Consider the following 19,704-nt stretch of genomic DNA (forward strand, 5'->3'; position numbering starts at 1 on the left):
GCTGCCGACCCCAGCTGACCATCCTAACCGGCCACCCCAACCGCTATCGTTTCTGCCTGATCTCGTCCGAAGGAGGCTCGTGACCTCGCAGGACGTCCCGGACACCGCTCCACGGGCGAGGGCCCGGCGCTCACCCGAGCCGGCCGCGGCGCGGTTGGCTCGGGCCCTCGTCGACCGGCGTCACCGGCGCTGGGTGCTGCTGGGCGGGCTGGCGTTCGCCGCACTGGCCGCTTTTGGCGTGTATGCCTCGGTCGCCGGACCACCGCCACGGATCGAGGCGGTGGTTTACTTCACCCCCACCGCCACGGACGCGCAGAAGGACGCGGTCCGCGCCGCGTGCCCCACAGCTGGCCAGGCCGTCCAGGAGGCACGTGATCACAACACGGCCCAGTCCAGCCGCGTGTACCCGCTGCGTTACAACGTCACGTACGCCTCGCCAGCGGACAAAGCCATGATCTATCGATGCGTGCACGCCCAGCCCAACGTGATCGGCATCAGCGAGTTCACGGCTGGCGAGTAACCCGTCGGGCACCTGCGCCGGCTGGATATGGCGCATGGATGAGGGGAGCGTGAAGCGGGGAAGCTCTGCCTCTGTCGGGGTTTGCGGGTGTCATGTGTAGCACATGGGTGCTACATTGGGGTATGGAATCGATCGGTATTCGTGAGCTGCGCCAGCACGCGTCCCGCTATGTGGCCCTGGCCAGCAGCGGCCAGCGGGTCGCGGTGACCGACCGGGGCGTCCTGGTGGCCTACCTCGTGCCCGCCGACGCAGGATCGCCGTTGGATCGGCTTGTCGCCGCCGGCCACTACGAGCCCGCGGTCGGAAGCATTCTGGACCTCCTACCGCCGCCCGCCGCGCCTGTCGGTACCCGACCGTTGTCCGCCGTCGTGGAAGAGCTGCGGGACGAAGAGCGCTGGTGATCTACCTTGACACATCGGCCTTCGTGAAGCTGGTCCGGGCCGAACAGGAGACGCCCGCGCTGCGAGATTTCCTCACCGCACGGCGCGGGATGCCGCTGGTCTCCAGTGTGCTTCTGGTTGTGGAGACCAGGCGGGCCGTGCTGCGCGAAGATCCGTCGTTGCTCCCCGATGCCGACCTGCTGCTTACCCGGGTCGGACGGGTGGACATCGCGCACGCCGTCGTCGAGACCGCCAGCCGGCTTCCCGGCGTCGGGCTCCGTTCGCTGGACGCCATCCATCTCGCGACGGCCCTCTACCTGGGGAACGGGCTGGACGGCTTCGTCACCTACGACAGGCGGCTGGCTTCCGCGGCAGGGGAGCAGGGCCTCCCGGTTCGCGCACCCGTCTGACGGCGCGACGCCCTGAGCGGACCCGAGCCACGCGGTGGGTGGCCGCGGCGCAGGGCAGGGGTCCCACCTCGACCTGCGCCAGGCACCGTCCCGGGTGCCGCGCGGCGGAGATACGTTACCCAGCCTCTAGGCTATGGACAGCGGCTGTCACAGCATGTCTCGGCTGTACCTGATCCAAACCGGTCCAAACCGATCCAAGGAGACTTCGAAGTGCCTGCATCTCGTCCCGAAGCCGTGGCCGAGCGCGTCGTCGTCCCGGCCGGGACGATGGCTGCCCAGGCGATCGCCGCTGCGAAACTGCCGCTCGTCGGGCCCAACGCGATCGTCGTGGTCCGGAGTCCTGATGGCGTTCTGAGAGATCTCGACTGGGCTCCCGACACCGATCTCGACGTCGAAGCGGTGCCGATGTCCAGCCCGGACGGGCTGCGCGTGTTGCGGCACTCGACCGCGCACGTCCTCGCCCAGGCGGTCCAGGAACTTTTCCCCAAAGCCAGGCTCGGCATCGGCCCGCCGATCGAGAATGGTTTCTACTACGATTTCGACGTCCTGAAGCCATTCCAGCCAGAAGACCTCGATCGTATCGAGCAGCGCATGCGCGAGATCGTAAAGGCCGGCCAGCTCTTCCGGCGGCGCGTGTTCCTGTCTCCGGCGGCGGCGCGGGCCGAGCTCGCCGACGAGCCCTACAAGCTGGAGCTGATCGACGTCAAGAGCGGTCTTGATCTTGGCGAGGTCATGGAGGTCGGCGGCGGTGACCTGACTGTCTACGACAACATAGACCGGGTGACGGACAAGGTCTGCTGGTCTGACCTGTGCCGCGGTCCGCACCTGCCGAGCACGAGACTGATTCCCGCCTTCACGCTCACCCGCAGCGCCGCCGCATACTGGCGGGGCAGCGAGAAGAACCCCCAGCTCCAGCGCATCTACGGGACCGCCTGGCCGACGCGCGAGGCGCTCAAGGATTACCTTCGGATGCAGGAGGAAGCCGCCCGGCGCGACCATCGCCGCCTCGGCGAGGACCTGGATCTGTTTGCGTTCAGCAAGGAGATCGGCAAGGGGCTGCCGCTCTGGCTGCCAAACGGCACGATCATCCGGGACGAGCTCGAGGGATGGGCGCGCGAAACCGAGCGGCAGCTCGGGTACAAGCGGATAGTGACCCCGCATATCACCCGAGAGGATCTCTACTATCTTTCGGGGCATCTGCCGTATTATAACGAAGACCTCTACTCGCCCATCGACATTGAGGGTGAGAACTACTATCTCAAGCCAATGAACTGCCCGCACCATCACATGGTCTACAAGGCGCGGCCGCACAGCTATCGCGAGCTGCCGATAAAACTGGCCGAGTACGGCACGGTCTACCGCTTTGAGCGGAGCGGGCAGCTGCACGGACTGATGCGGGCGCGTGGTTTCACCCAGAACGACGCGCACATCTACTGCACCGCCGAGCAGGCGAAGGATCAGTTTCTCGAGGTCATGCGGATGCATGCCGACTATTACCGGACGCTCGGCATCACCGACTTCTATATGATCCTGGCATTGCGCGATCCGTCGAACACGGCGAAGTACCACGACGATGAGCGGATGTGGGCGGATGCCGAGCGGATCACGCGAGAGGCGATGGAGGAATCCGAGATTCCGTACGTCGAGGAAATCGGTGGGGCCGCGCATTACGGCCCGAAGGTCGACTTCATGATCCGTTCTGTGACGGGTAAGGAGTTCGCGGCCTCGACCAACCAGGTCGACCTCTATACGCCCGACCGCTTTGGGCTCACTTACCACGACTCCGACGGGTCGGAGAAGTCGGTGGTCGTGCTCCACCGAGCCCCGCTCGGCTCGCACGAGAGATTCGTCGCATATTTGATAGAGCACTTCGGCGGGCTCTTTCCCGTGTGGCTGGCGCCAGAGCAGGTCCGGGTCATCCCGATTTCCGACGAGCTGCTGAGTTACGCGAACGAGGTGCGGGACAGGCTCCTCCAGGCGGGCCTGCGGGCTGATGTCGACGTGAGTGACAATCGGCTCAACGCGAAGGTGCGGACCGCGATCACGCGAAAGATCCCGTTCGTCGTGGTTGTCGGCCGACAGGAGGTGGCGGACTCGTCGGTGTCCGTGCGGTACCGCTCCGGCAAGGAGGAGCGTATGCCGATAGACACATTCGTTGACCAGGTGCGGGAGCAGGTCCGGGTAAAAAGCCTCGTGGGGTCCGGCTACCTGCGGCGGGAAGCCGCGACGGAATAGCGACGGAATAGCGGCGAAACAGCGCACCAGCCAGCTACGGCCGGTGCCGGGTTACCGGTGGCCGGGCCGTCACAGGTAGAGGCCGGAATGCGGGTCCGGCCGCGTGCTCCGCACCGGTGCCCGGCCGTCGCGGAGCGCGAACAGTTCGGCCAGCGTCATCATCGGCCCGACTCCCTGCGCGGTCCCGAGCCAGGTGACGGCCTCGCCGTGGGGCAGCGGTCCCACCTCGACCTGAGCCAGGCACCTGCCGGGACGCACGATTGCCGGGTGCAGCCGGACGAGATCCTCGTTGGTGGTGAGCGCGACAAGGACGTCCCGCCCCTGCCCGACCAGGCCGTCAGTCAGGTTGAGCAGCCGTGACAACGCCTGCCCCGAGGAACTCCGGGTGTCGCCGCGGACGAGCTCGTCGCAGTCCTCGATCACCAGCAGCCGCCATCGCCGCCGGACACCGCCCAGCTCGGCGGCCTGTGCGGTGCCGCGGTCGCCGGGCACCGGATCCAGCGCCCCCCGGCCAGGGCCTTCGCCATCGTGGGCATGGTCATTATCGTCGGAGTCGTCCTCGTCGCTGTCGAAGCCGATCGCGACCTCCATCAGGTATCCAGGGTCGGCGAACAGCGCCTCCGGGTCCAAGACGCAGTCGACCTGGCACCAGCGTCGCCACTCGTGGGCCAGTGCCCGCAGGACGGTGGTCTTTCCGGTGCCAGCCGGTCCGTGCAACAGAATCAGCCGGCCGGCCAGAGCTTCGTGCCGGACAGCCATGAGCCGGTCCAGCGCGTCGCGGGCGCTGCTGGAGTAGTTGTCCCGGATCGAGGCCCACGACGTCGTGGCCGCCTTGCGGGTGGTACGGGTCGGGCCGCGTCGCGCGGACATGTACCAGAAGCCCATCGTGACGGCGCTGTCGACGTCCGATTCGGCGACGGCCTCGCGCACAACTCTGCTGAGTACCGTGCGCGCCAGTTCTTCACTGACCGCCGTCACGGTCACCTCACCGCCGCCGCCGCGCCAGCGCACCGCGCGCAACGTCCAGCCGTCGCCCGCGGCGAGCCGTGAGTCACGCGAGTCTTCGATTACCGTACGTAGTATTTTGGCGTCGGGTGGCAGCAGGGACGCGCCTGAACGGAGACGGTCGATCCGGGCGCTGTGCGCCCACGGCTGTTCCCCCGTCGTGAACGGGGCCAGCGCGAGGGCGTCGACCACATCGTATGGCGTGTCCGAGTCGTCCAGGCCGACCACGAACGGAAGCCCGGTAGCGTGGCCCGCGGACTCCGGCGCGGTGGTGGCCGCGATAGTGGCCCAGTACTCCGGCTGTGAGGCTTTCTGATGAGGGACGGGCACACCACCGATAGTCGACGACCAGCCTCGCCGGCACCACCGACTTCCGGTTTTCGCGGCGGGACTGTGGCTATGTCACCAGCTGGCGGCGATGGTCAATATTTTGATCATGTAGAGCCGGAGCCGGAGCCGGAGCCGGAGCCGGAGCCGGAGCCGGAGCCGGAGCGGTGCTGGGCGGCGGGCGGCACCCGCATCGGTTGGAGCGGGTGTGCCCGGCCATACCGGAGGACTCCGGCTATCACGGTGGGCCTGAGCAAGGCGGTGGGAGCGTCCACGAGGTTCAACCAGTTCATCAGTGCACGGGCCACGGCGGCATCGCGATGCGCGGCGATCTGTACCCGCTCCCCGTATGCCCCGACCAGCCGGCCACGTAGGCCGCGCCGCCCCTGGACGCCGGGATAGCGCAGGTCGGCGCCGGTCGCCAGCTCCCAGGCCGCGTCCACGAGGCAGCTGGCCTGTCGGTAGAAACGGGCCGGCAGATCCGGGCCGGCGACCCGCAGGCAGTTCCGCAGGGCCAGCGCCTGCTGAGCCGCCACGGTCATCCCCTGGGCGTAGAGCGGATTGAAGCTGCAGATCGCGTCGCCTATGGCGAGGAACCCCGCGGGTGGGTTCCGCAGGCGCTCGTAGCGCCGCCGCAGCGAGCCGGAGAACCGGTGGGGGATCGGGTCGGTCAGCGCGTGTGCCGAAGAGATCAGATCGTGGATGTCGGGTACGGGCAGCGTCCGGGCGAACGCTTCGAAACCGTCGGGGTCCGCCGGCGGATGGTCCCCGAGCATGCCGGCGAGCGTTATCTGCCAGCGTTCACCCTCCAGCGCCACGGCGCCGCCACCGCGGGACCCGGGCATCGTGGAAACAATGATGGAGCGCTGCCCGCCAAGGTCTTTGGGATCACGCCGGTAGAGCCGTGACGCGTAGCCGAGGTCCACGTCGACCCGCTGTTCCAGGGGCCGGGGCAGGCCGAGGGCGGTGAGCCAGTCCGCACCGCGGGAGCCACGCCCGGTCGCGTCGACGACGAGGTCCGCACTGACGAACTCCGCCCCATCGGCGGCCGTGGGCTCCGGCCGCAAGCCGTCGGGAGCGCTCCGCCCCGCCCGGACGATCCGCACGCCGATGATGCGTTCGCGCGCATGGGGAGCCGCGACAAGCCCGGTCGCCACTGCCCGCTGGACGAGCTCCACACCCGGCATCCCACGCAGATTCGCCTGTATGACGGCTTCCAGCAACGGCCTGCTGGCAAGGAGCGAGATCAGTCCGGTCTCGGTGGGGTGCACCCGTAGCCCCCGCAGGTACCAGCGGGAACCCACCAGCGTCTCGATCGCCGGAGCGCCCCTCGCGCCGAGCTCGGCGGTCAGCCCGGGAAACAGCTCCTCCATGATCTGGCGGCCGCGGTCGAGCAGGCCGTGCAGGTGCCGGCCCTGGGGGACGCCGCGGCGTGGGTCCGCGGTCACCAGAACGTCCCGTTCGAAGACGGTGACCCGGTCGAAGCTTTCCGCGAGCACTCGGGCCGCGAGCAGCCCGGCGATACCGGCGCCGAGGACAACCGCGTGGGCACGTTCGCCGCCGGTCGCGGCGGTCGGGGCGGGCCGAGCCTGGGACAGATCATCAACGTCGGTCCCGCGTCCTTGGCCCGGGTGCCGGACCGTCCCGCCGTGTGCCATCACGCCTCCGTGGCCGTCATGTGCTCGCCGCCGGTATATGGGAGCGCTGGCATCGACCTTATTATCATTCTTTTACGCGGTCTCTCGGTTATCGGATGCTCCGATAGATCTATTTGTCGCCGCAATAACCGGAAGGAATGCGATCCGGCCGGGAGGGAGTTCGTAAGGAATGTGTCGCGTCAGGTAAACGAACTGTTCACCGCAGTGCCGGTCGGCTCTGTTGATATATTACTTTACCGGTCGATCCGACACGCTCGCCAATGTCCGTCCAGGCGTCGGCGCCGGCATATCAGTCCCTGCCGTCGGCGCTTGTGCCCGGCGACCGGAGAAGTGCCGAAGAATCGTGCGAGGGAGCCGAAATGGATCTGGCGACCACCCCGGCGCGGACGCGGAACGACGCTGCCGTACCGCCTCTCCTGGATGAGCTGTTCGAGCCCGCGAACCGCGCCGACCCCTACTCGCGATACCGGGCCCTGCGCGACGCCGGGCCGCTGCACATGTCAGCCTTCGGGCTGCACCTGGCAACCCGTTACACGGACTGCGTCACAATCTTGCAGAGTGCGGACTGGGGCCATGACAAGGAGGCGGAGCAGCTGCACCCCACGATTCCGGCAGCCGCCTTCCCCGACACATTCCTGTGGATGGAGCCGCCTGATCACACCCGGCTACGTGGCCTGGTCACCAAGGGTTTCACCGCACGGCGGGTGGCCGAGCTCCGGCCACGTATCACCGAACTGGTCGACAGCCTGTTCGACGCCGCGCTGGACGCCGGCGAGTTCGACCTGATCGAGATGATGGCCTACCCGCTGCCGCTCACCGTGATCTGCGAGATCCTGGGCGTGCCCACCGGTGACCACCCGCTTGTGCAGAAATGGTCGCAGGCGCTTTCGCACGCGTTCGATCCGGACGTCTACCTGACCGCCGAAGCGCTTGCCGCCCGTAACGAGGCGCTCCCCGAGTTCGCCGCGTACTTCCGCGCGCTTGTCGACGAACGGCGGCGTAGCCCCGGAGACGATCTGATCAGTTCCCTGGCCGCGGTGGAGGAGCAGGGCGACAGGCTCACCGCGGACGAGGTGCTTGGCACCTGTATCACTCTGATCATTGCGGGCCATGAGACGACCGTGAACCTGGTCGGCAATGGCTCCCTCGCCCTGCTGCGCAACACCGATCAGCTCGAGCTGCTGCGCGGGCGGCCGGAGCTGATTCCCCGGGCCGTCGACGAGTTGCTGCGCTACGATTCGCCCATCCACCTGAACACCCGTGCGGCCAAGCGGGAGCTCGTGGTCGGCGGCCGTACCTTCGCTCCGGGGGAAGGCGTGGTCGCTCTGATCGCCTGCGCGAACCGCGACCCGGACGCCTACGTCGAACCGGACCGGCTCGACGTCACCCGCTTCTTCGGGGAGCGTCCGGTCTCCCGCCACCTGTCCTTCAGCCTCGGCCACCACTACTGCCTGGGCGCGCCGCTCGCCCTGCTGGAGATGGAGATCTTCCTCAGCGCGCTGGTGCGTCGCGTCAGGTCCGCCGAGCTGCTCAGCGCTGACCCCCCCTACAAGCCGAACATCCTCATCCGTGGCCTGACGCGTCTGCCGGTCCGATTCACGGCCTGAGCCCATCGTTTTTCAGCGCGTAACGAACGCGGAGAGTGAGACCATGCATACATGGTCGGCGGTACTAGAAGATCGCCAGTGTCGGGACTGCCTGCCGGCAGACCTGTTCCGCCGGGCCAGTGGATGCCGCACCTGATCGGCACTGCCCGGCGCGACGCTTGCACCCGCCAGCGCGCCCCCTTACGTAGGCTTGCCAGCCCCAGGATGCAATGCGCAGCAGTACGCTTCGTTCGAGTTGGCCTTGCCATGGGATGCGCTGGCGGTGCCTGGTCGGGTGTGCCAGACTTGTCGTCACCTCGCCCGAGAAAAGGAGCGGTTCGTGCCTAGCGAGACGAGCCCAACGATGCGGCGCCGTCAGGTCGGTGCCGAGCTGCGCCGTCTGCGAGAGGCAGCTGATGTCACCATCGACGAAGCCGCGGAGCACCTTGGCTGTTCGGGCTCGAAGATCAGTCGGATGGAGACCGGAGTCGGCGTCCATCGGACTCGGGATGTCACGAAGCTGCTGGACCGCTATCGCGTGACGAGTGACGACCTCCGTGGCCAACTGCTCGACCTGGTGCGGGATTCTCGCCAGCGGGACTGGTGGCACAGCTTTCCCGACGCCGTGCCCCGGTGGTTCGAGCGGTTCATGGCCGCGGAGAACAGCGCGGTGAGCGTGGACAAGTTCGAGACGCAGATCGTTCCCGGCCTGCTACAGACGCCCGAGTACGCCCGTGCGGTCCTCCGGGCAGCCAACACCAGCCTGGACGACGACGAGATCGACCGGCGGGTCACCGTCCGCATGGAACGTCAGAAGCGGCTCGGCAGCGAGGACCCCCTGACTCTCTGGGCCGTCCTCGACGAGTCCGTCCTGCGGCGCCACGTTGGTGGCGTCGATGTCATGCGAGCGCAGCTCGATCATCTTGCGAGTTGCGCGACGCAGCCGAACATCACCATCCAGGTGCTGCCCTTCACGTTCGGCGCCTATGCCGCTTTCGGCTACCCATTCACGATCATGACTTTCGCCGGATCGACGGGCGGTGAGGTCGTTCACATGGATCAGCTCCACAGTGGGCTCTACCTGGAGCGGGAGCCCGATCTGCGCCGGTATAAGCTGGCCATGAACCGTCTGCGGGCTGCCGCCCTCGACCCAGAACGGTCCCGCGAACTGATCGTTGAGGCGGTGGAGGCACTGACATGAGTACCACCCCATACGACCCCACCCGCGTCCCTGCTGAACTCGTCTGGCGCAAGAGCAGCTACAGCGGCGGCAACGGAGGCGACTGTGTCGAAGTCGCTGTTACCCCCGGCGAGGGCCGGGCTGTCCGTGACTCCAAGGACCCTCATGGTCCGGTACTTGAGTTCACGAAGGCCGAGTGGATGGCCTTCCTCGCAGGCGTTCGCGACAGGCAGTTCGACTGACGCCTTCTCGTGCGTGAGCTGGTGCGCCGCTCAGCTTGCCGCTGTGCTACCGCGACTGTCCGCGTTGAGCTGATCCAGATCAGCTCTTAGTTGATCTTCGGCAGATGCCGCCGCGTCCATCAAGTCGCCGTACATCGGCTCGGGGATCGCTCCAGCGCCGAGCCCGGAGGCCCTGACTAGATCGGCCAGGTCCCGGGCCTGGCCTGCTGTCGTTTTCTCGGGCAAGATCCGGTGGGCGAGCGCGTCCCGGGCTACGTATGTGTCACCGAACGCACTATCGATCAGCGCTTCATGTAGTGCTTGGACCTGCGGATCATCGTGCTGGTGGGCGAGACCAAGCGCGATCATGCCAGCCCTGGCGCGGAACACCGCGGTGGACGGGTCCGGCTGTCGCAGCACGTAGAGCACGGTTGTGAGCATCGGCGAGATGTGGAGGCTGGCGTCGGCGCCGGCCGCGCGCAGACAGTGGACGCGTAGGAGACTTTGCACCGCGCGCTCCCAGGGTTCGAGGGTAACACTCTGCTCGACCAGAGCGGCGGCCTGCTCTGGCTGACCGTTCTGCGCGAGCGCCAGGATCGTGACTTGCCGGCCGTCGAGCGGTCGTCTGCCGACGCCGCGGTGGGCCGCCGCGCGCTGCGCGGCTTCTTGCCAGCGTCCGGCCCGTGCGAGCGCACGGGCACCGTCGGCTAGGAGCGCCGCCCAGATCACCGTGCAGGTCAGCCGATGATCGTCGGCAGCGCACGTGACGTTCCGGAGGCTCACATATCGTCCGTCGATCATGGCTTCCGTTCGGCCGCGTGCGGCACGGTAGAGGGCGTGGAGCATCGCGTAGGCGCCATCGCCGTCACCCTCGCGAATCAGCTGGCGCGGCAGGTTCAATACCGGCTGGAGGGCGAGTTCGGTGGTTGAGGTGGGTAATGGTCGCGCTTGATTGAATACGTCGTACTGTCGCCAACACAGGGATCGGGCGAGTTCCGACTGTCCGCAGTCTGAGGCGATCAATGCGGCTTTGTTGCATACTTCGGCCGCGCGGGAACATTGATCGTTGCTTTCTGCCTGTGCGACCAGGTCCCGCAATTGTCTGACCCTGATCTCCAAGGGAAGGCCCGGAGGGCGGGTGCGTTGCACAAGCGGAAACCAAGCGAGATCGTTCTCGGTCAGCTGGTCCGCGCGGTCACTGTTCACAGTCTGCCATTTTCCGAGTTTGATGATCCGCTGTGAGATCAGGCCCGAACACTACAGTTTTGGCTGTATAGGCGATCACGGCCTGGGTAGCGTGTGGAATTCCATGCCGGTTCCAGGTAAATATGATGTGGTGGGCTAGGACCGCGCGCAATCCGCGATGGAGCAGCCCGTGGGCCGCCAGGTCGGCCAGTTCCGTTCCAGCGGCGGCAAAAGCGCGGGCCCATCCATCGGCGAAGGCGAGGGGGAAGCCGCCACCTGTCAGGCCGCCAGTGTCGACGCTCAGTAGCCGTCGCAAGCGAACCTGCAGTAAGTCAGCTTTGTCCTCGGAGACTCGCTCAGGTGGTTCGCGGTGAGCAGCTACCCGGGCCCAGACATCTCCTTCCTCGTACCAGTCGAGTCCAGCGGTGTGGAGCAGGTTCGCGCACAGGATGATTGACAGCTCACGGCGGTGCCTGCTGGCTGGCGCATGCTTCGTGTCCTGGAGATAGGTGAGCAGGTGCCGGCTGTCGCGATGAAAGAGACGGTGGGTGGTATCCATGCTTTCGATTCCGCCGAATGCGTGGATTTCAGGCTCGTAAATGGCGGGGGTGAAATTTTCGATATGACGTGCGCGTTTGAGGTCGTCGAGGTGGCGCTGGATGTACGTTTGCGCCGTTCCTGCCGGTCGGTGGGGCAGATAGCGAATCCGCCAGCACGGAGCTTTGCGCACAAAGTACCAGGATGCAATGAGCTGATTGGTCTCGGCTGTGTCCAGAACGGGGGCCAGGTGGGTTAGGGCAGTGTTCTCGGCACGCGCCCAGTCGGCAAAGGCAACGTCGACTTGGTGCCAGGGGCAGGTGTCCATGTTGTCGGCTCCAGGTCAGGTTAGTAGGAGGAACGCATCCCAGCCGGATATCGGGACGGTACCGGTGCCTGCGGTATGCAGGGCGAGCGCGGCCCCGGCCGCGCCGTCGAGAAGTTCGGGGTTACGTATGGGATGATCTATTTGTCTGATTAGTCTTGCTGTCAGGCCAGGGAGTTCGGAGGCGATGTCAGAGTTTCGGGTGTCGGTGGCCATCCGCCAGGTGGCTTGGAGTAGTCCAGCTGTTCCGTGACACAGCCCGATCTCGGGCAGCTGATCCATTTGTGTGTGGTCCCGCAGCACCGCGAGCAACGCGCTTTCCGCGGCCTGCTGCCGTGCCGCGTCGCCGAGGGCCATGCCGGCGAGTTGCTGGGCGCGCGCGGTACCGCTGATCCCGTAACACCACGAGGGCCGCGGTCGTAGCGTCGGCTCGACGCGGCGCTCGCGGACCTGGTTGACGGTGATGAATCCTGGCCACCACGGACCGGCATCGCCGTGTTGGCGCCACAGGTCGGTCCACGCGCAGATTCGTGCTATTGCTTCGTCAGCCCCGACAACCGGTAAGCCTCGAAGGCGGACCAGGGAGAGTAGTGCCAGAACGGAGCCGATGCCGTGCGCGAGTCCGAAGTTCCCGTGGCCCCGCGGGTATTCTGGGCTTGGCTCGCCGTTGGGTGCTACGTCGGTCCACCAGGGTGGGAAATCGCCTTTCGCGCGGAGCGGTTGGGTCAGCCGTACCAAGTATGTGAACAGTGCGCTGGCGATCTCGTGCTCTGAGTGGCGACGAAGATGGTAAATGCCCATTCCGGCCAGGCCCCGGATGAGGTCGAACTCCTTCATCGCGGGTCGTTGACCGCGGTCGATTCGCGCGTTTGCCGCGATCAGGCGACTTCGCGTCATCGCGATGACGGCCCGATCGAGCTTGTTGAGGGCACGGCGGTATTTGCCCGATGGTCCGGCGGCGAGATGGCTGGCATATGCCAGGGCGGGAGCCCCGAAGAACAATCCGGCGTTGGCCGCCGCGGTGATTTCGCTGGAGGCTGCGGCGGACAGCCAGGCGTGCGCCGTAGTCCAGTCGCCACGGCCGGAGTAAGCCCGTTCGATATGCAGCAGGGCGATGCCCGCCGCACCGCTGGCGAGGGACTGCGGCCAAGCCCTTCCTCCGGTCGACGGTGCGGCGGCCCACGCGGTGCGCGGGTCGGCTAGCGCTTCGGCGATGGAGTCCGCCACGGCCAGCGCGTCCGGGTTTGATCGGATCATGATCTATTCCTCGCTCGCGCGGTCCAGCTCAGCGCGGCGGCGCGAGCCAGGTGCAGACACGCGCGTTCGCCCGCTGGGCTGGTTCCGGCCATGCGGACGTGGTGAAGATGCAGGAGATCGGGCAGCAGGACGCTGGGATCCGCGGCGCTGGTCTCTTCGAGCACCCGCCGGTAGGTGGCAAGTGCTTCGCGCCGCAGCGCCCAGCGGGAGACGACGTGCGTGCCTCCTGGCTGTGCGGCCAGCTCACGCTGATCAATCGGATTCGCCAGCGCAAGGGCCTGCTTGTAGAGTTCTCGGGCGGGTGCGGACGGTTCCGTCCGGGTGTGGCCGATCAGCCAGCTCATCGCCGCGGTTGGGTCGGCGAGCAAGCCGATCACGATGTCAAGCATGCTCGCGGCGGTTAGGGCGCGTGTATCGGGACCGCCTTTCTCGCGGCTGGCGGCAAGTTGCGTCAGTGCGGCGGCGGAGTCGGCGGCAAAGTACGCCTCGGCCGCGTCCATAGCCGCCGCGCCCCCGAATCGCGCGGTCTCGGGGAAGTAGGTGTCCCATTGTGCGTGGGAGATCAGACCGGCCCGGCGCAGGCGCTGGGTCCACAGGCCGATCCGGGTGGCGGCTTGCGCGTAGCCGTCGGCGGGGACAAGGAGCCGCACACGCAGATGCTCGGCGGGATCGTGGTAGCGCACGAACCAGGACCGCGCCGGGGCTGTCGTTAGCAATTCACCCAGTTCGTTCAGCAGGTGCGGCATATGACGGACGATGATGCTGTCCTGGGAGGCGGGTCTGGCGTAGAGCTTGATCGAGAACCGCGAGCCGCAGCAGGGAAGATCTCCTTCATCGCGGCCGACGAGGTGTGTTTCCCGTGCTCGGGGCGTCGTCGGCGGCGGTGGGGCGGCAGCGACTAGGGGGATGACGATTTCGTGAGCGTGCCCATCGGTCCAACCCGCTGCTTCGGGTTCGGGGGCGGCGCGCAGCAGGACGGTGCCGGCGCGGTCAAGCTGGGAGCGCAGCAGCACTCGGTGGGCCGGCTCAGACAGGTCTAGGCCGATGCGTTGGTCACCTTCGCCAAGGTAGACGGCTGCTGGGAGTGCTATCAGCTCCCGCCACCTGGCCAGTGCGCGATCCCACTCCTGCCAGCCGGCCGGAGCGGGGGGTAGATCGGCAGCCTCGAGGAGCCACCGCGCCGGGGAGAGGATCGTGCGCCCATACCGCAGCGCCGGCAGGAAGGGCAGCCTGGCTGCGGCGCCCCAGTCGAAGGGGGTGCAGGGAACACTCAGCGCGCCCGTGGCTTCGGCAAGGAACCGCACCAGCGGTTGCGCGCGGCGAACTGGCTCCACAGCGTTGAGCACCACCGGTTCCACCAGTTGGCGCCGGGATAGGGAGAGCAGGTAGATCCCGTGCACGTCCGCTGTGACCGCGATGTCGTCGAGCGTGATCCGGTTCTCGCTCTCAACGCCCCGGCCGTCGTGGTACTCGCCTAGTGAGAGCAGATGTCCCGTCACGTGCGGGGCCCGTGCCACGGTGTCGGTGACCGGGTATCGCGTGGGTGCCGAGATCTGGACGACGAGCGCGCCATGGTTCACGGTGGGAAGGCTCGCGTAGAGCGCGGACATGCGTCGACGATCCGCGTCGTCGAACAAGTCCAGGAAACGCCCGGTCGTTGTGCCGGCTGTCCGCGACACCCCAACCACCGCAAGGGTGAACTCCCCCCGGTCTACTGAAGATGCGCTTGCCGCGTGGATGCGCACGGTGAGTTCGGTGGTGGGCTGGATGCGGGCGGACCGGTCGATGACCGTTAATTCGTTGATCATTATTTCGTCCAGCAACACTTCCCGCTCTCGGCGCAGCGCGGCTCTCTGCGCCACCGCCAGCAGTTTCACGTCCCGATTGGTCAGCGCGGCGCCCGCGGGAGCATTGACTCCAACGTAACCGGCCGGATACCCTAGCCCGATCTCCGCGTCGACCACGTCGAGTACGGGGACTAAGGCATGTGGGCCGTACCGTTCGAGGAAACGACCATGCCAGGCATCCCAACCGGGGCTAAGCGTGGAGCGTCGAGCCAAGCGCACCAAGACGCCCGCTGCCGTCGCCGCCTCGTTTACCACGGAGTGAGGCACGGCCAGATCCCAGTCCATCCGTAGGTCTACCCCGAGCGCCAGCTCCGCTGTTGGGTGGATGTCCGCCATCGCTTCGATAAGACGCGCGCGATGTGTGCTCGCACTGGCCCAGCTGGGCGCGCCGTCATGCGTCCGCAGCCTTTCGACGATCTCTTCCAAACGGAGGGTGATCTTGGCAGGCTCGGTTTCCACCATTGTTTGCAGAACACGTATCAAATGATCAAGAGGGTTGGTTGCCGTCATCGCGGGACGCAGCTCTGTGAGCAGGAGGCGCTGCGCTACCAGATCCGCAATGAGTGCATCGACGATGCCGGCCGGGACAAGCGGGGAATCGGCTCTTAGCCTGACGGTGAGATCCCCGAGCCGGATCGGGCGGCTCGCCATGCTCATCGCGGCCCTAACCGGTTCTGTCGCGCGCACCTGGACGTGCATCGGCGGACCAGCCTCGTCGCCGCTCGGGCGGTGCTCCAACGCGAGATAGCCATCACGCTCGAACACGAGGTTGTTGGCCATCGCTTTCAGGTGCGGCCAGATTGCCGGGTCGGCTTCCAAACGCTCGATCAGCGCCGTAAGCCATACGGCGTCGACCCGGGCAACAGCGCGGTGCCCCGCGCCTATACGCGCCGACGTACGGTCGGCGACTCGAGCTGGTGCAACGCCCGCGAACAGGCCGAATGGCGTGGCGCGCCCCGACGCGCGAAGCAGGTAGCGCATCACGGAGAGCACCGCGCGGCCCGCATCGGGTTCGGACACCTGTCGTCCATCACAGATGTCGCGAACACGACGGGCTAGGACCGGGCTGGCTTGTTCAAGCGCCATCGTGAAGGCGGGATTTTGCATCGTGCGTCGCAACCATGGACGCATAGAGCCTGGCGTGTCCGTCTGTTCCACCAGGTCGGGCCATTGCCCGCTGGCCACATCCACTAGCCGGCCGACGGAAGCGCGCACCACCAGGGAATCGAGATGCTGATACACCGGCCACTCCCGATGGTGGGGCGGCGTCCGTCCAGGTGGGGTGCGCCCGGACGGACGCCGCGTACTTCAGCCGTCGAGGCGCGGGTGGCGCCCGCTACGGGCAGGTGGTCGTACAGGCCGACTCGCACGTCTTGCCGCAGCCGTCGTCGGTCATCCGGATGAGCCGGTCAGCGGCCGGCCCGGACTCGACGATTGAGATGTCCAGGTCCCATTCTGTGAAGTCCTCCTCTTGACCCGCTCCCTCTTGACCCGGTCCCGCTTGCGGGACTCCAGCCGGTACTGGATCGTCGAACTGGATGGACATGCAGACCCTCCTTCGTGGTGGTGTTGCGTTTTCCGGACTCCCGGCGACATTCGACCGGGAGTCCGGAAGTCTATGGCCAGGTCACTTCAACAGCGCCGTGCCGTTTCGGGATGAGACCCACGAACTGTGCAGGCATGTCAGATTCCTTCGGGAAGTATTGGATGCGCGCGGCGCTGCGGCGCCGGTGGTCTCGCGCCCACCGGCGAAGTAGCTCGATATATTGCTCGGCCACGCCCTCGGCATCGGGACCGTGGGCGAATACGCCACTCTCGAATCCGCCAGTTTTCTCATTCGCACGCTTTGTGCGGTAGGCGAAGCTACCGTTGTCTATCAGGGTGGGTACGCCTCTAGCTGTTGAGGGAGCGAACTGGCCACTCTTGACGAGTTTCTCATCCACATGCAGCATTGCGGCCTGCGACACGTTGGTGACGAGGAAAAGCTCCAGTTCATCAGGCAGGTCGAAAGGAGCTCCCGACCAACGTTCCAGCCGTGGAGAGTCCAGTGCCTGCCGCAGTGCCTCTACGTCGTAATCCCACAACCCGTCGTCGACACGCAGCGCGGCATCGTCGGTCAACGGAACCACTTGCTCGCGGCGCGAGCCAACGCCCTGCATGGGAACAAAGCCGCACAGACGATAGCCACGGCTGATCAGGCTCGCCTTTCCGTCCGTGCTGATCCGGTCGAATGCGATAGAACGCGTCAGCCCTCTGATCCGTAGCGGCACGACGATTCTGCCACGATCGGACAGCTGATCCAGCCATGCGGGTGGGAGGTCGTAGGCCCCAGCTGTGACGATGATCCGATCATAGGGGGATCTCTCGGCTACACCGGCCTCAGCGTCAGCCACCACCACCTCAACATGGCCATAACCCGCCTTATCGAGGCAGGCGCGCGCCCGTACAACAATTTCTTGATCGATATCGACCGAAGTAACCGACCCACGATCGCCGACAAGTTCCTGGATCAGGGCGGCGTTGTAGCCGCCCGAACCGACCTCCAGAATCCGCATGCCGGGCTCGATTTCGGCCTGCTCCAACATGACCGCCTGAATATGGGTGGCCGACAGGGAGCTAATCGCCCTTCCGTTTTGGTCACGTTTGATCACCAGTGCTTTGTTGGCGGCGTACGCCGCCTCCAGCGACTCCCCGGGGGCGAACAGGTGTCGGGGTACCGTCGCGACGGAGGCGGCCACAGCCTCCGTCGCGATCCCGTTGTCCGATGCGCGGAGTTCATCTACCATGGCGGCCCGCAGCCTGGCCGCAGTTTCGTCGATGCTTGAATCTCGGACTGGAATCATGCGGGGAACCTTAGTAAGTTGGAAGTGGTGGTCAGGGGCCAGTCGTTCTCTCCGCTAGAGATCCAGAAACTGTAGGCCAAACAGGGAATCCTCTGGAGACCAGCGCTACTCCATCTTGCGCAGATCGGGCGGTGGATTCCTAGCGCAGGGTGTGGCGACGTGTGGCCGCGCGCGTGACGGCAATGTGCTCGCCGTCGAGCGGGTGCGGGGTCCGGCGGTGTGGGTCACCAGGACTCGGGACCGGAACGCCTCAGTGCGCCTGTCACGAGCGATACGCGCCACCCCTCATCTTCGCGTAGTTGGTATGAACTCCCCCGGCTGGCTGAGGTGCGTTCCGGTCCGCTGAGAGAAGGATGCCATCCCTGCACCTTCGGTGCAATGCACTTCCAGCAGAAACGCTCTGCCTGGCAGTGTGTTTGCACGCCCATCGCTGTGGGCCGCACGCCGCGGATTATTGAGCGCGGCGGCGAAGCCAAGCCCCGCTGACCATCGCGGCCGGCAGGCAGCCGGTCGGCCAGCCACGCCGCGATGCTTTCGACAAGCCCATCGTGCTGGGGGTTCTCACACACGCTCTCAGGCAGGCGGTGGCTCACCTGGTTGGGAACCTCCAGCGGTGGAGGGAGAGACGGCCGACGCCCGCTCGCGGCGTTGGTGTTCCTCCGCCCGGTCGAGCAGCTGCGCCGGGGTCAGCCGGCCGGCGTTGCGCGCCTGCCTGGCCTGCCACAAGCTGACCAGCATCGTGGCGAGAATCACCAGGCCACCGAAAATGAGGCTGCCTCCCGTCCACGCGGAGGAGAAGGGCAGCCCTTTCACCGTGATCCACACGATACCGGCGGCAACCATGCCAAGCCCGAACACGATCGTGAAGGCGGCTGACCACATTGCCGCCGCGGCCTGGTCAGCAAGGTCGGCGGCCTTTTTCCGGGCCTTGTCGAACCGCCGGCGGGCCCATTCGTACTCCAGACTCAGGATGAAGAACCCCAGCGCGATGATGAGGAACCCCGGGCCGGGCAGGGCGAGCAGCGCGACGCCCACCCCGAGCACGCTCACCCCGGCCGTGGTCACCGCGATCCGGCGAACGAGGCGAACACCCCTGTTCAACACCGCGGCACCGCCTTCCCACGGATCGTGCCGGTATCAATAACCGTCGGCGTCGACGCCGGTCCGGGCACGTCCTCGCCACGGTACCCAGCCAGCGGCACCGGAAGACGCGGGGCTGGGGCACGCACCTCGCCACGTTGCCGTCAGTCGCCACCCACCACCTCCGGTGGCTCCCTCCACCGCCTCGCGATGCACGCACCCCAGCCCCGCTCCGTGATCCACGCCCCTGTCGCCGGAGCCTCTTATGGCCGGAAGCGGCAGCCCATGCCCGGTTCGGTGAGCAGGTGGCGGGGGCGCGATGGGTCGGGCTCCAGCTTGCGCCGGAGCCGGGCCATGTATTCGCGCAGGTAATGGCTGTCTGGCGTGGATGGTCCCCACACCGTGGTGAGGAGCTGGCGTTGGCTGACCAGCTTGCCCGGGTGGCGTAGCAGGACCTCCAGCAGCGCCCACTCGGTCGGGGTGAGCCGGACGTCGCGGCCCGCCCCAGCCGGCACGGCCGGGCCGCGGGCGGCCCTCGCCGCGGGCACAGCACAGGTGACCGTATGGGCGGCGAGGTCGATCTGGCAGTTGCCGATGATGATCGGTTCCAGGTCCTCGCCGCCCGGCGTACGGCGTGACACCGCGCGCAGGCGTGCTAACAATTCGTCGATGTCGAATGGTTTGGTGACGTAGTCGTCGGCCCCGGCGTCGAGCGCCGCGACCTTGTCGCTGCTGCCGACCCGGCCTGACAGCACGATGATCGGGACCGTGCTCCAGCCGCGAACCCCGCGGATGATCTCAACGCCATCAAGGTCCGGCAGGCCCAGGTCGAGCAGGATGATGTCGGGCTGGTAAGAGCCCGCGCGGCGGAGCGCCTGCCGTCCGTCCTCGGCGGTCTGCACCTCGTAGCCGCGCGCATGCAGGTTGATGCGCAGGGCACGCACGAGCTGTGGCTCGTCGTCGACGACAAGGACCCGGCTCATGGCCGGCGCGCCGGATGCGCGGCCCCCGCGGCGGGGCTGGTGCTGGCCGGAGCCGCGCGCCCCTTGTCGGCAGCTCCGCCGACCGAACCATGACCGGGCATGTCCGACTCCGTTCCTCGGCGCGG

The 19,704-nt window shown here is 66.8% G+C and carries 18 protein-coding genes; 8 read left to right on the top strand and 10 right to left on the bottom strand.

The features are described 5' to 3' along the window. Window positions 1-79: 79 nt before the first annotated feature. From MJ777_RS04710 to thrS, 4 genes are all read left to right on the top strand, one after another. Window positions 80-520 carry a hypothetical protein gene (locus tag MJ777_RS04710; protein WP_239373462.1) on the top strand — a complete coding sequence of 147 codons (441 nt, stop codon included), beginning with the start codon at window positions 80-82 and terminating at the stop codon, window positions 518-520. A gap of 122 nt (window positions 521-642) precedes the next feature. Then, on the top strand, window positions 643-921 hold the full coding sequence (locus MJ777_RS04715; RefSeq protein WP_239310172.1) for a type II toxin-antitoxin system Phd/YefM family antitoxin: 279 nt from the start codon (window positions 643-645) through the stop codon (window positions 919-921). Then, the gene (locus MJ777_RS04720) at window positions 918-1,310 is read left to right on the top strand and encodes a type II toxin-antitoxin system VapC family toxin (protein ID WP_239310171.1); all 393 of its coding nucleotides are present in this window, start codon (window positions 918-920) and stop codon (window positions 1,308-1,310) included. The genes MJ777_RS04715 and MJ777_RS04720 overlap by 4 nt, the downstream gene beginning before the upstream one ends. 267 nt (window positions 1,311-1,577) lie before the next feature. Next, a complete protein-coding gene (gene thrS, locus MJ777_RS04725; protein ID WP_370652646.1) occupies window positions 1,578-3,545 on the top strand; it encodes a threonine--tRNA ligase in 1,968 nt (655 codons plus the stop codon). A 69-nt stretch (window positions 3,546-3,614) separates the two neighbouring features. Here thrS and MJ777_RS04730 read toward each other — a convergent pair whose 3' ends face one another. Then, window positions 3,615-4,880 (bottom strand): DUF5925 domain-containing protein, encoded by a 1,266-nt coding sequence (locus MJ777_RS04730; RefSeq protein ID WP_239373466.1) that lies wholly within the window; start codon window positions 4,878-4,880, stop codon window positions 3,615-3,617. A gap of 104 nt (window positions 4,881-4,984) precedes the next feature. Further along, window positions 4,985-6,535 (bottom strand): NAD(P)/FAD-dependent oxidoreductase, encoded by a 1,551-nt coding sequence (locus tag MJ777_RS04735; RefSeq protein ID WP_239373468.1) that lies wholly within the window; start codon window positions 6,533-6,535, stop codon window positions 4,985-4,987. 359 nt (window positions 6,536-6,894) lie between these two features. On the opposite strand from MJ777_RS04735, the gene MJ777_RS04740 reads away from it, so the two are divergent. The 3 genes from MJ777_RS04740 (at window position 6,895) to MJ777_RS04750 (ending at window position 9,543) form a co-directional block, all read left to right on the top strand. Next, on the top strand, window positions 6,895-8,142 hold the full coding sequence (locus MJ777_RS04740; RefSeq protein WP_239373470.1) for a cytochrome P450: 1,248 nt from the start codon (window positions 6,895-6,897) through the stop codon (window positions 8,140-8,142). A 319-nt stretch (window positions 8,143-8,461) separates the two neighbouring features. Then, complete coding sequence (locus MJ777_RS04745; protein ID WP_239346334.1) at window positions 8,462-9,322, top strand: helix-turn-helix transcriptional regulator; 861 nt, start codon at window positions 8,462-8,464, stop codon at window positions 9,320-9,322. Beyond that, window positions 9,319-9,543: a DUF397 domain-containing protein gene (locus MJ777_RS04750; RefSeq protein WP_239310165.1), complete on the top strand. Its 225-nt coding sequence runs from the start codon at window positions 9,319-9,321 to the stop codon at window positions 9,541-9,543. The genes MJ777_RS04745 and MJ777_RS04750 overlap by 4 nt, the downstream gene beginning before the upstream one ends. 30 nt (window positions 9,544-9,573) lie before the next feature. On the opposite strand, the gene MJ777_RS04755 is transcribed toward MJ777_RS04750, so the two are convergent. Further along, entirely contained in the window at window positions 9,574-10,251 is a 678-nt protein-coding gene (locus MJ777_RS04755) for a hypothetical protein (RefSeq protein ID WP_239373472.1), read from the bottom strand. A 15-nt stretch (window positions 10,252-10,266) separates the two neighbouring features. Between MJ777_RS04755 and MJ777_RS04760 the strand changes: the two genes are divergently transcribed. Further along, on the top strand, window positions 10,267-10,452 hold the full coding sequence (locus MJ777_RS04760) for a hypothetical protein (protein ID WP_239373474.1): 186 nt from the start codon (window positions 10,267-10,269) through the stop codon (window positions 10,450-10,452). A gap of 265 nt (window positions 10,453-10,717) precedes the next feature. Here the strand turns inward: MJ777_RS04760 and MJ777_RS04765 are convergent, their stop codons facing one another. The 7 genes from MJ777_RS04765 to MJ777_RS04795 form a co-directional block, all read right to left on the bottom strand. Beyond that, on the bottom strand, window positions 10,718-11,572 hold the full coding sequence (locus MJ777_RS04765; protein ID WP_239373476.1) for a thiopeptide-type bacteriocin biosynthesis protein: 855 nt from the start codon (window positions 11,570-11,572) through the stop codon (window positions 10,718-10,720). A gap of 15 nt (window positions 11,573-11,587) precedes the next feature. Further along, window positions 11,588-12,826, bottom strand: coding sequence for a lanthionine synthetase C family protein (locus tag MJ777_RS04770; RefSeq protein ID WP_239310162.1), 1,239 nt, complete (start codon window positions 12,824-12,826; stop codon window positions 11,588-11,590). Next, on the bottom strand, window positions 12,823-15,915 hold the full coding sequence (locus tag MJ777_RS04775; protein WP_239373478.1) for a lantibiotic dehydratase: 3,093 nt from the start codon (window positions 15,913-15,915) through the stop codon (window positions 12,823-12,825). Before MJ777_RS04775 ends, MJ777_RS04770 begins: the two co-directional genes overlap by 4 nt. Before the next feature lie 94 nt (window positions 15,916-16,009). Further along, window positions 16,010-16,219: an FxLD family lanthipeptide gene (locus tag MJ777_RS04780; protein ID WP_239310792.1), complete on the bottom strand. Its 210-nt coding sequence runs from the start codon at window positions 16,217-16,219 to the stop codon at window positions 16,010-16,012. 70 nt (window positions 16,220-16,289) lie between these two features. Next, entirely contained in the window at window positions 16,290-17,516 is a 1,227-nt protein-coding gene (fxlM, locus tag MJ777_RS04785; protein ID WP_239373480.1) for a methyltransferase, FxLD system, read from the bottom strand. 573 nt (window positions 17,517-18,089) lie between these two features. Continuing rightward, window positions 18,090-18,620, bottom strand: coding sequence for a PGPGW domain-containing protein (locus MJ777_RS04790; protein ID WP_239373482.1), 531 nt, complete (start codon window positions 18,618-18,620; stop codon window positions 18,090-18,092). 239 nt (window positions 18,621-18,859) lie between these two features. Then, window positions 18,860-19,579, bottom strand: coding sequence for a response regulator (locus MJ777_RS04795; protein ID WP_239373484.1), 720 nt, complete (start codon window positions 19,577-19,579; stop codon window positions 18,860-18,862). Window positions 19,580-19,704 lie beyond the last annotated feature (125 nt).

Source organism: Protofrankia sp. Cj5 (assembly GCF_917627405.1).
GTDB lineage: Bacteria > Actinomycetota > Actinomycetes > Frankiales > Frankiaceae > Protofrankia.

Coding starts and splice junctions, on each gene's coding strand:
- MJ777_RS04715 (WP_239310172.1), top strand. CDS start 643: ATGGAATCGATCGGTATTCGTGAGCTGCGCCAGCACGCGTCCCGCTAT.
- thrS (WP_370652646.1), top strand. CDS start 1,578: ATGGCTGCCCAGGCGATCGCCGCTGCGAAACTGCCGCTCGTCGGGCCC.
- MJ777_RS04735 (WP_239373468.1), bottom strand. CDS start 6,535: ATGGCACACGGCGGGACGGTCCGGCACCCGGGCCAAGGACGCGGGACC.
- MJ777_RS04740 (WP_239373470.1), top strand. CDS start 6,895: ATGGATCTGGCGACCACCCCGGCGCGGACGCGGAACGACGCTGCCGTA.
- MJ777_RS04750 (WP_239310165.1), top strand. CDS start 9,319: ATGAGTACCACCCCATACGACCCCACCCGCGTCCCTGCTGAACTCGTC.
- MJ777_RS04760 (WP_239373474.1), top strand. CDS start 10,267: ATGATCGTCGGCAGCGCACGTGACGTTCCGGAGGCTCACATATCGTCC.
- MJ777_RS04765 (WP_239373476.1), bottom strand. CDS start 11,572: ATGGACACCTGCCCCTGGCACCAAGTCGACGTTGCCTTTGCCGACTGG.
- MJ777_RS04770 (WP_239310162.1), bottom strand. CDS start 12,826: ATGATCCGATCAAACCCGGACGCGCTGGCCGTGGCGGACTCCATCGCC.
- MJ777_RS04780 (WP_239310792.1), bottom strand. CDS start 16,219: ATGTCCATCCAGTTCGACGATCCAGTACCGGCTGGAGTCCCGCAAGCG.
- fxlM (WP_239373480.1), bottom strand. CDS start 17,516: ATGATTCCAGTCCGAGATTCAAGCATCGACGAAACTGCGGCCAGGCTG.
- MJ777_RS04795 (WP_239373484.1), bottom strand. CDS start 19,579: ATGAGCCGGGTCCTTGTCGTCGACGACGAGCCACAGCTCGTGCGTGCC.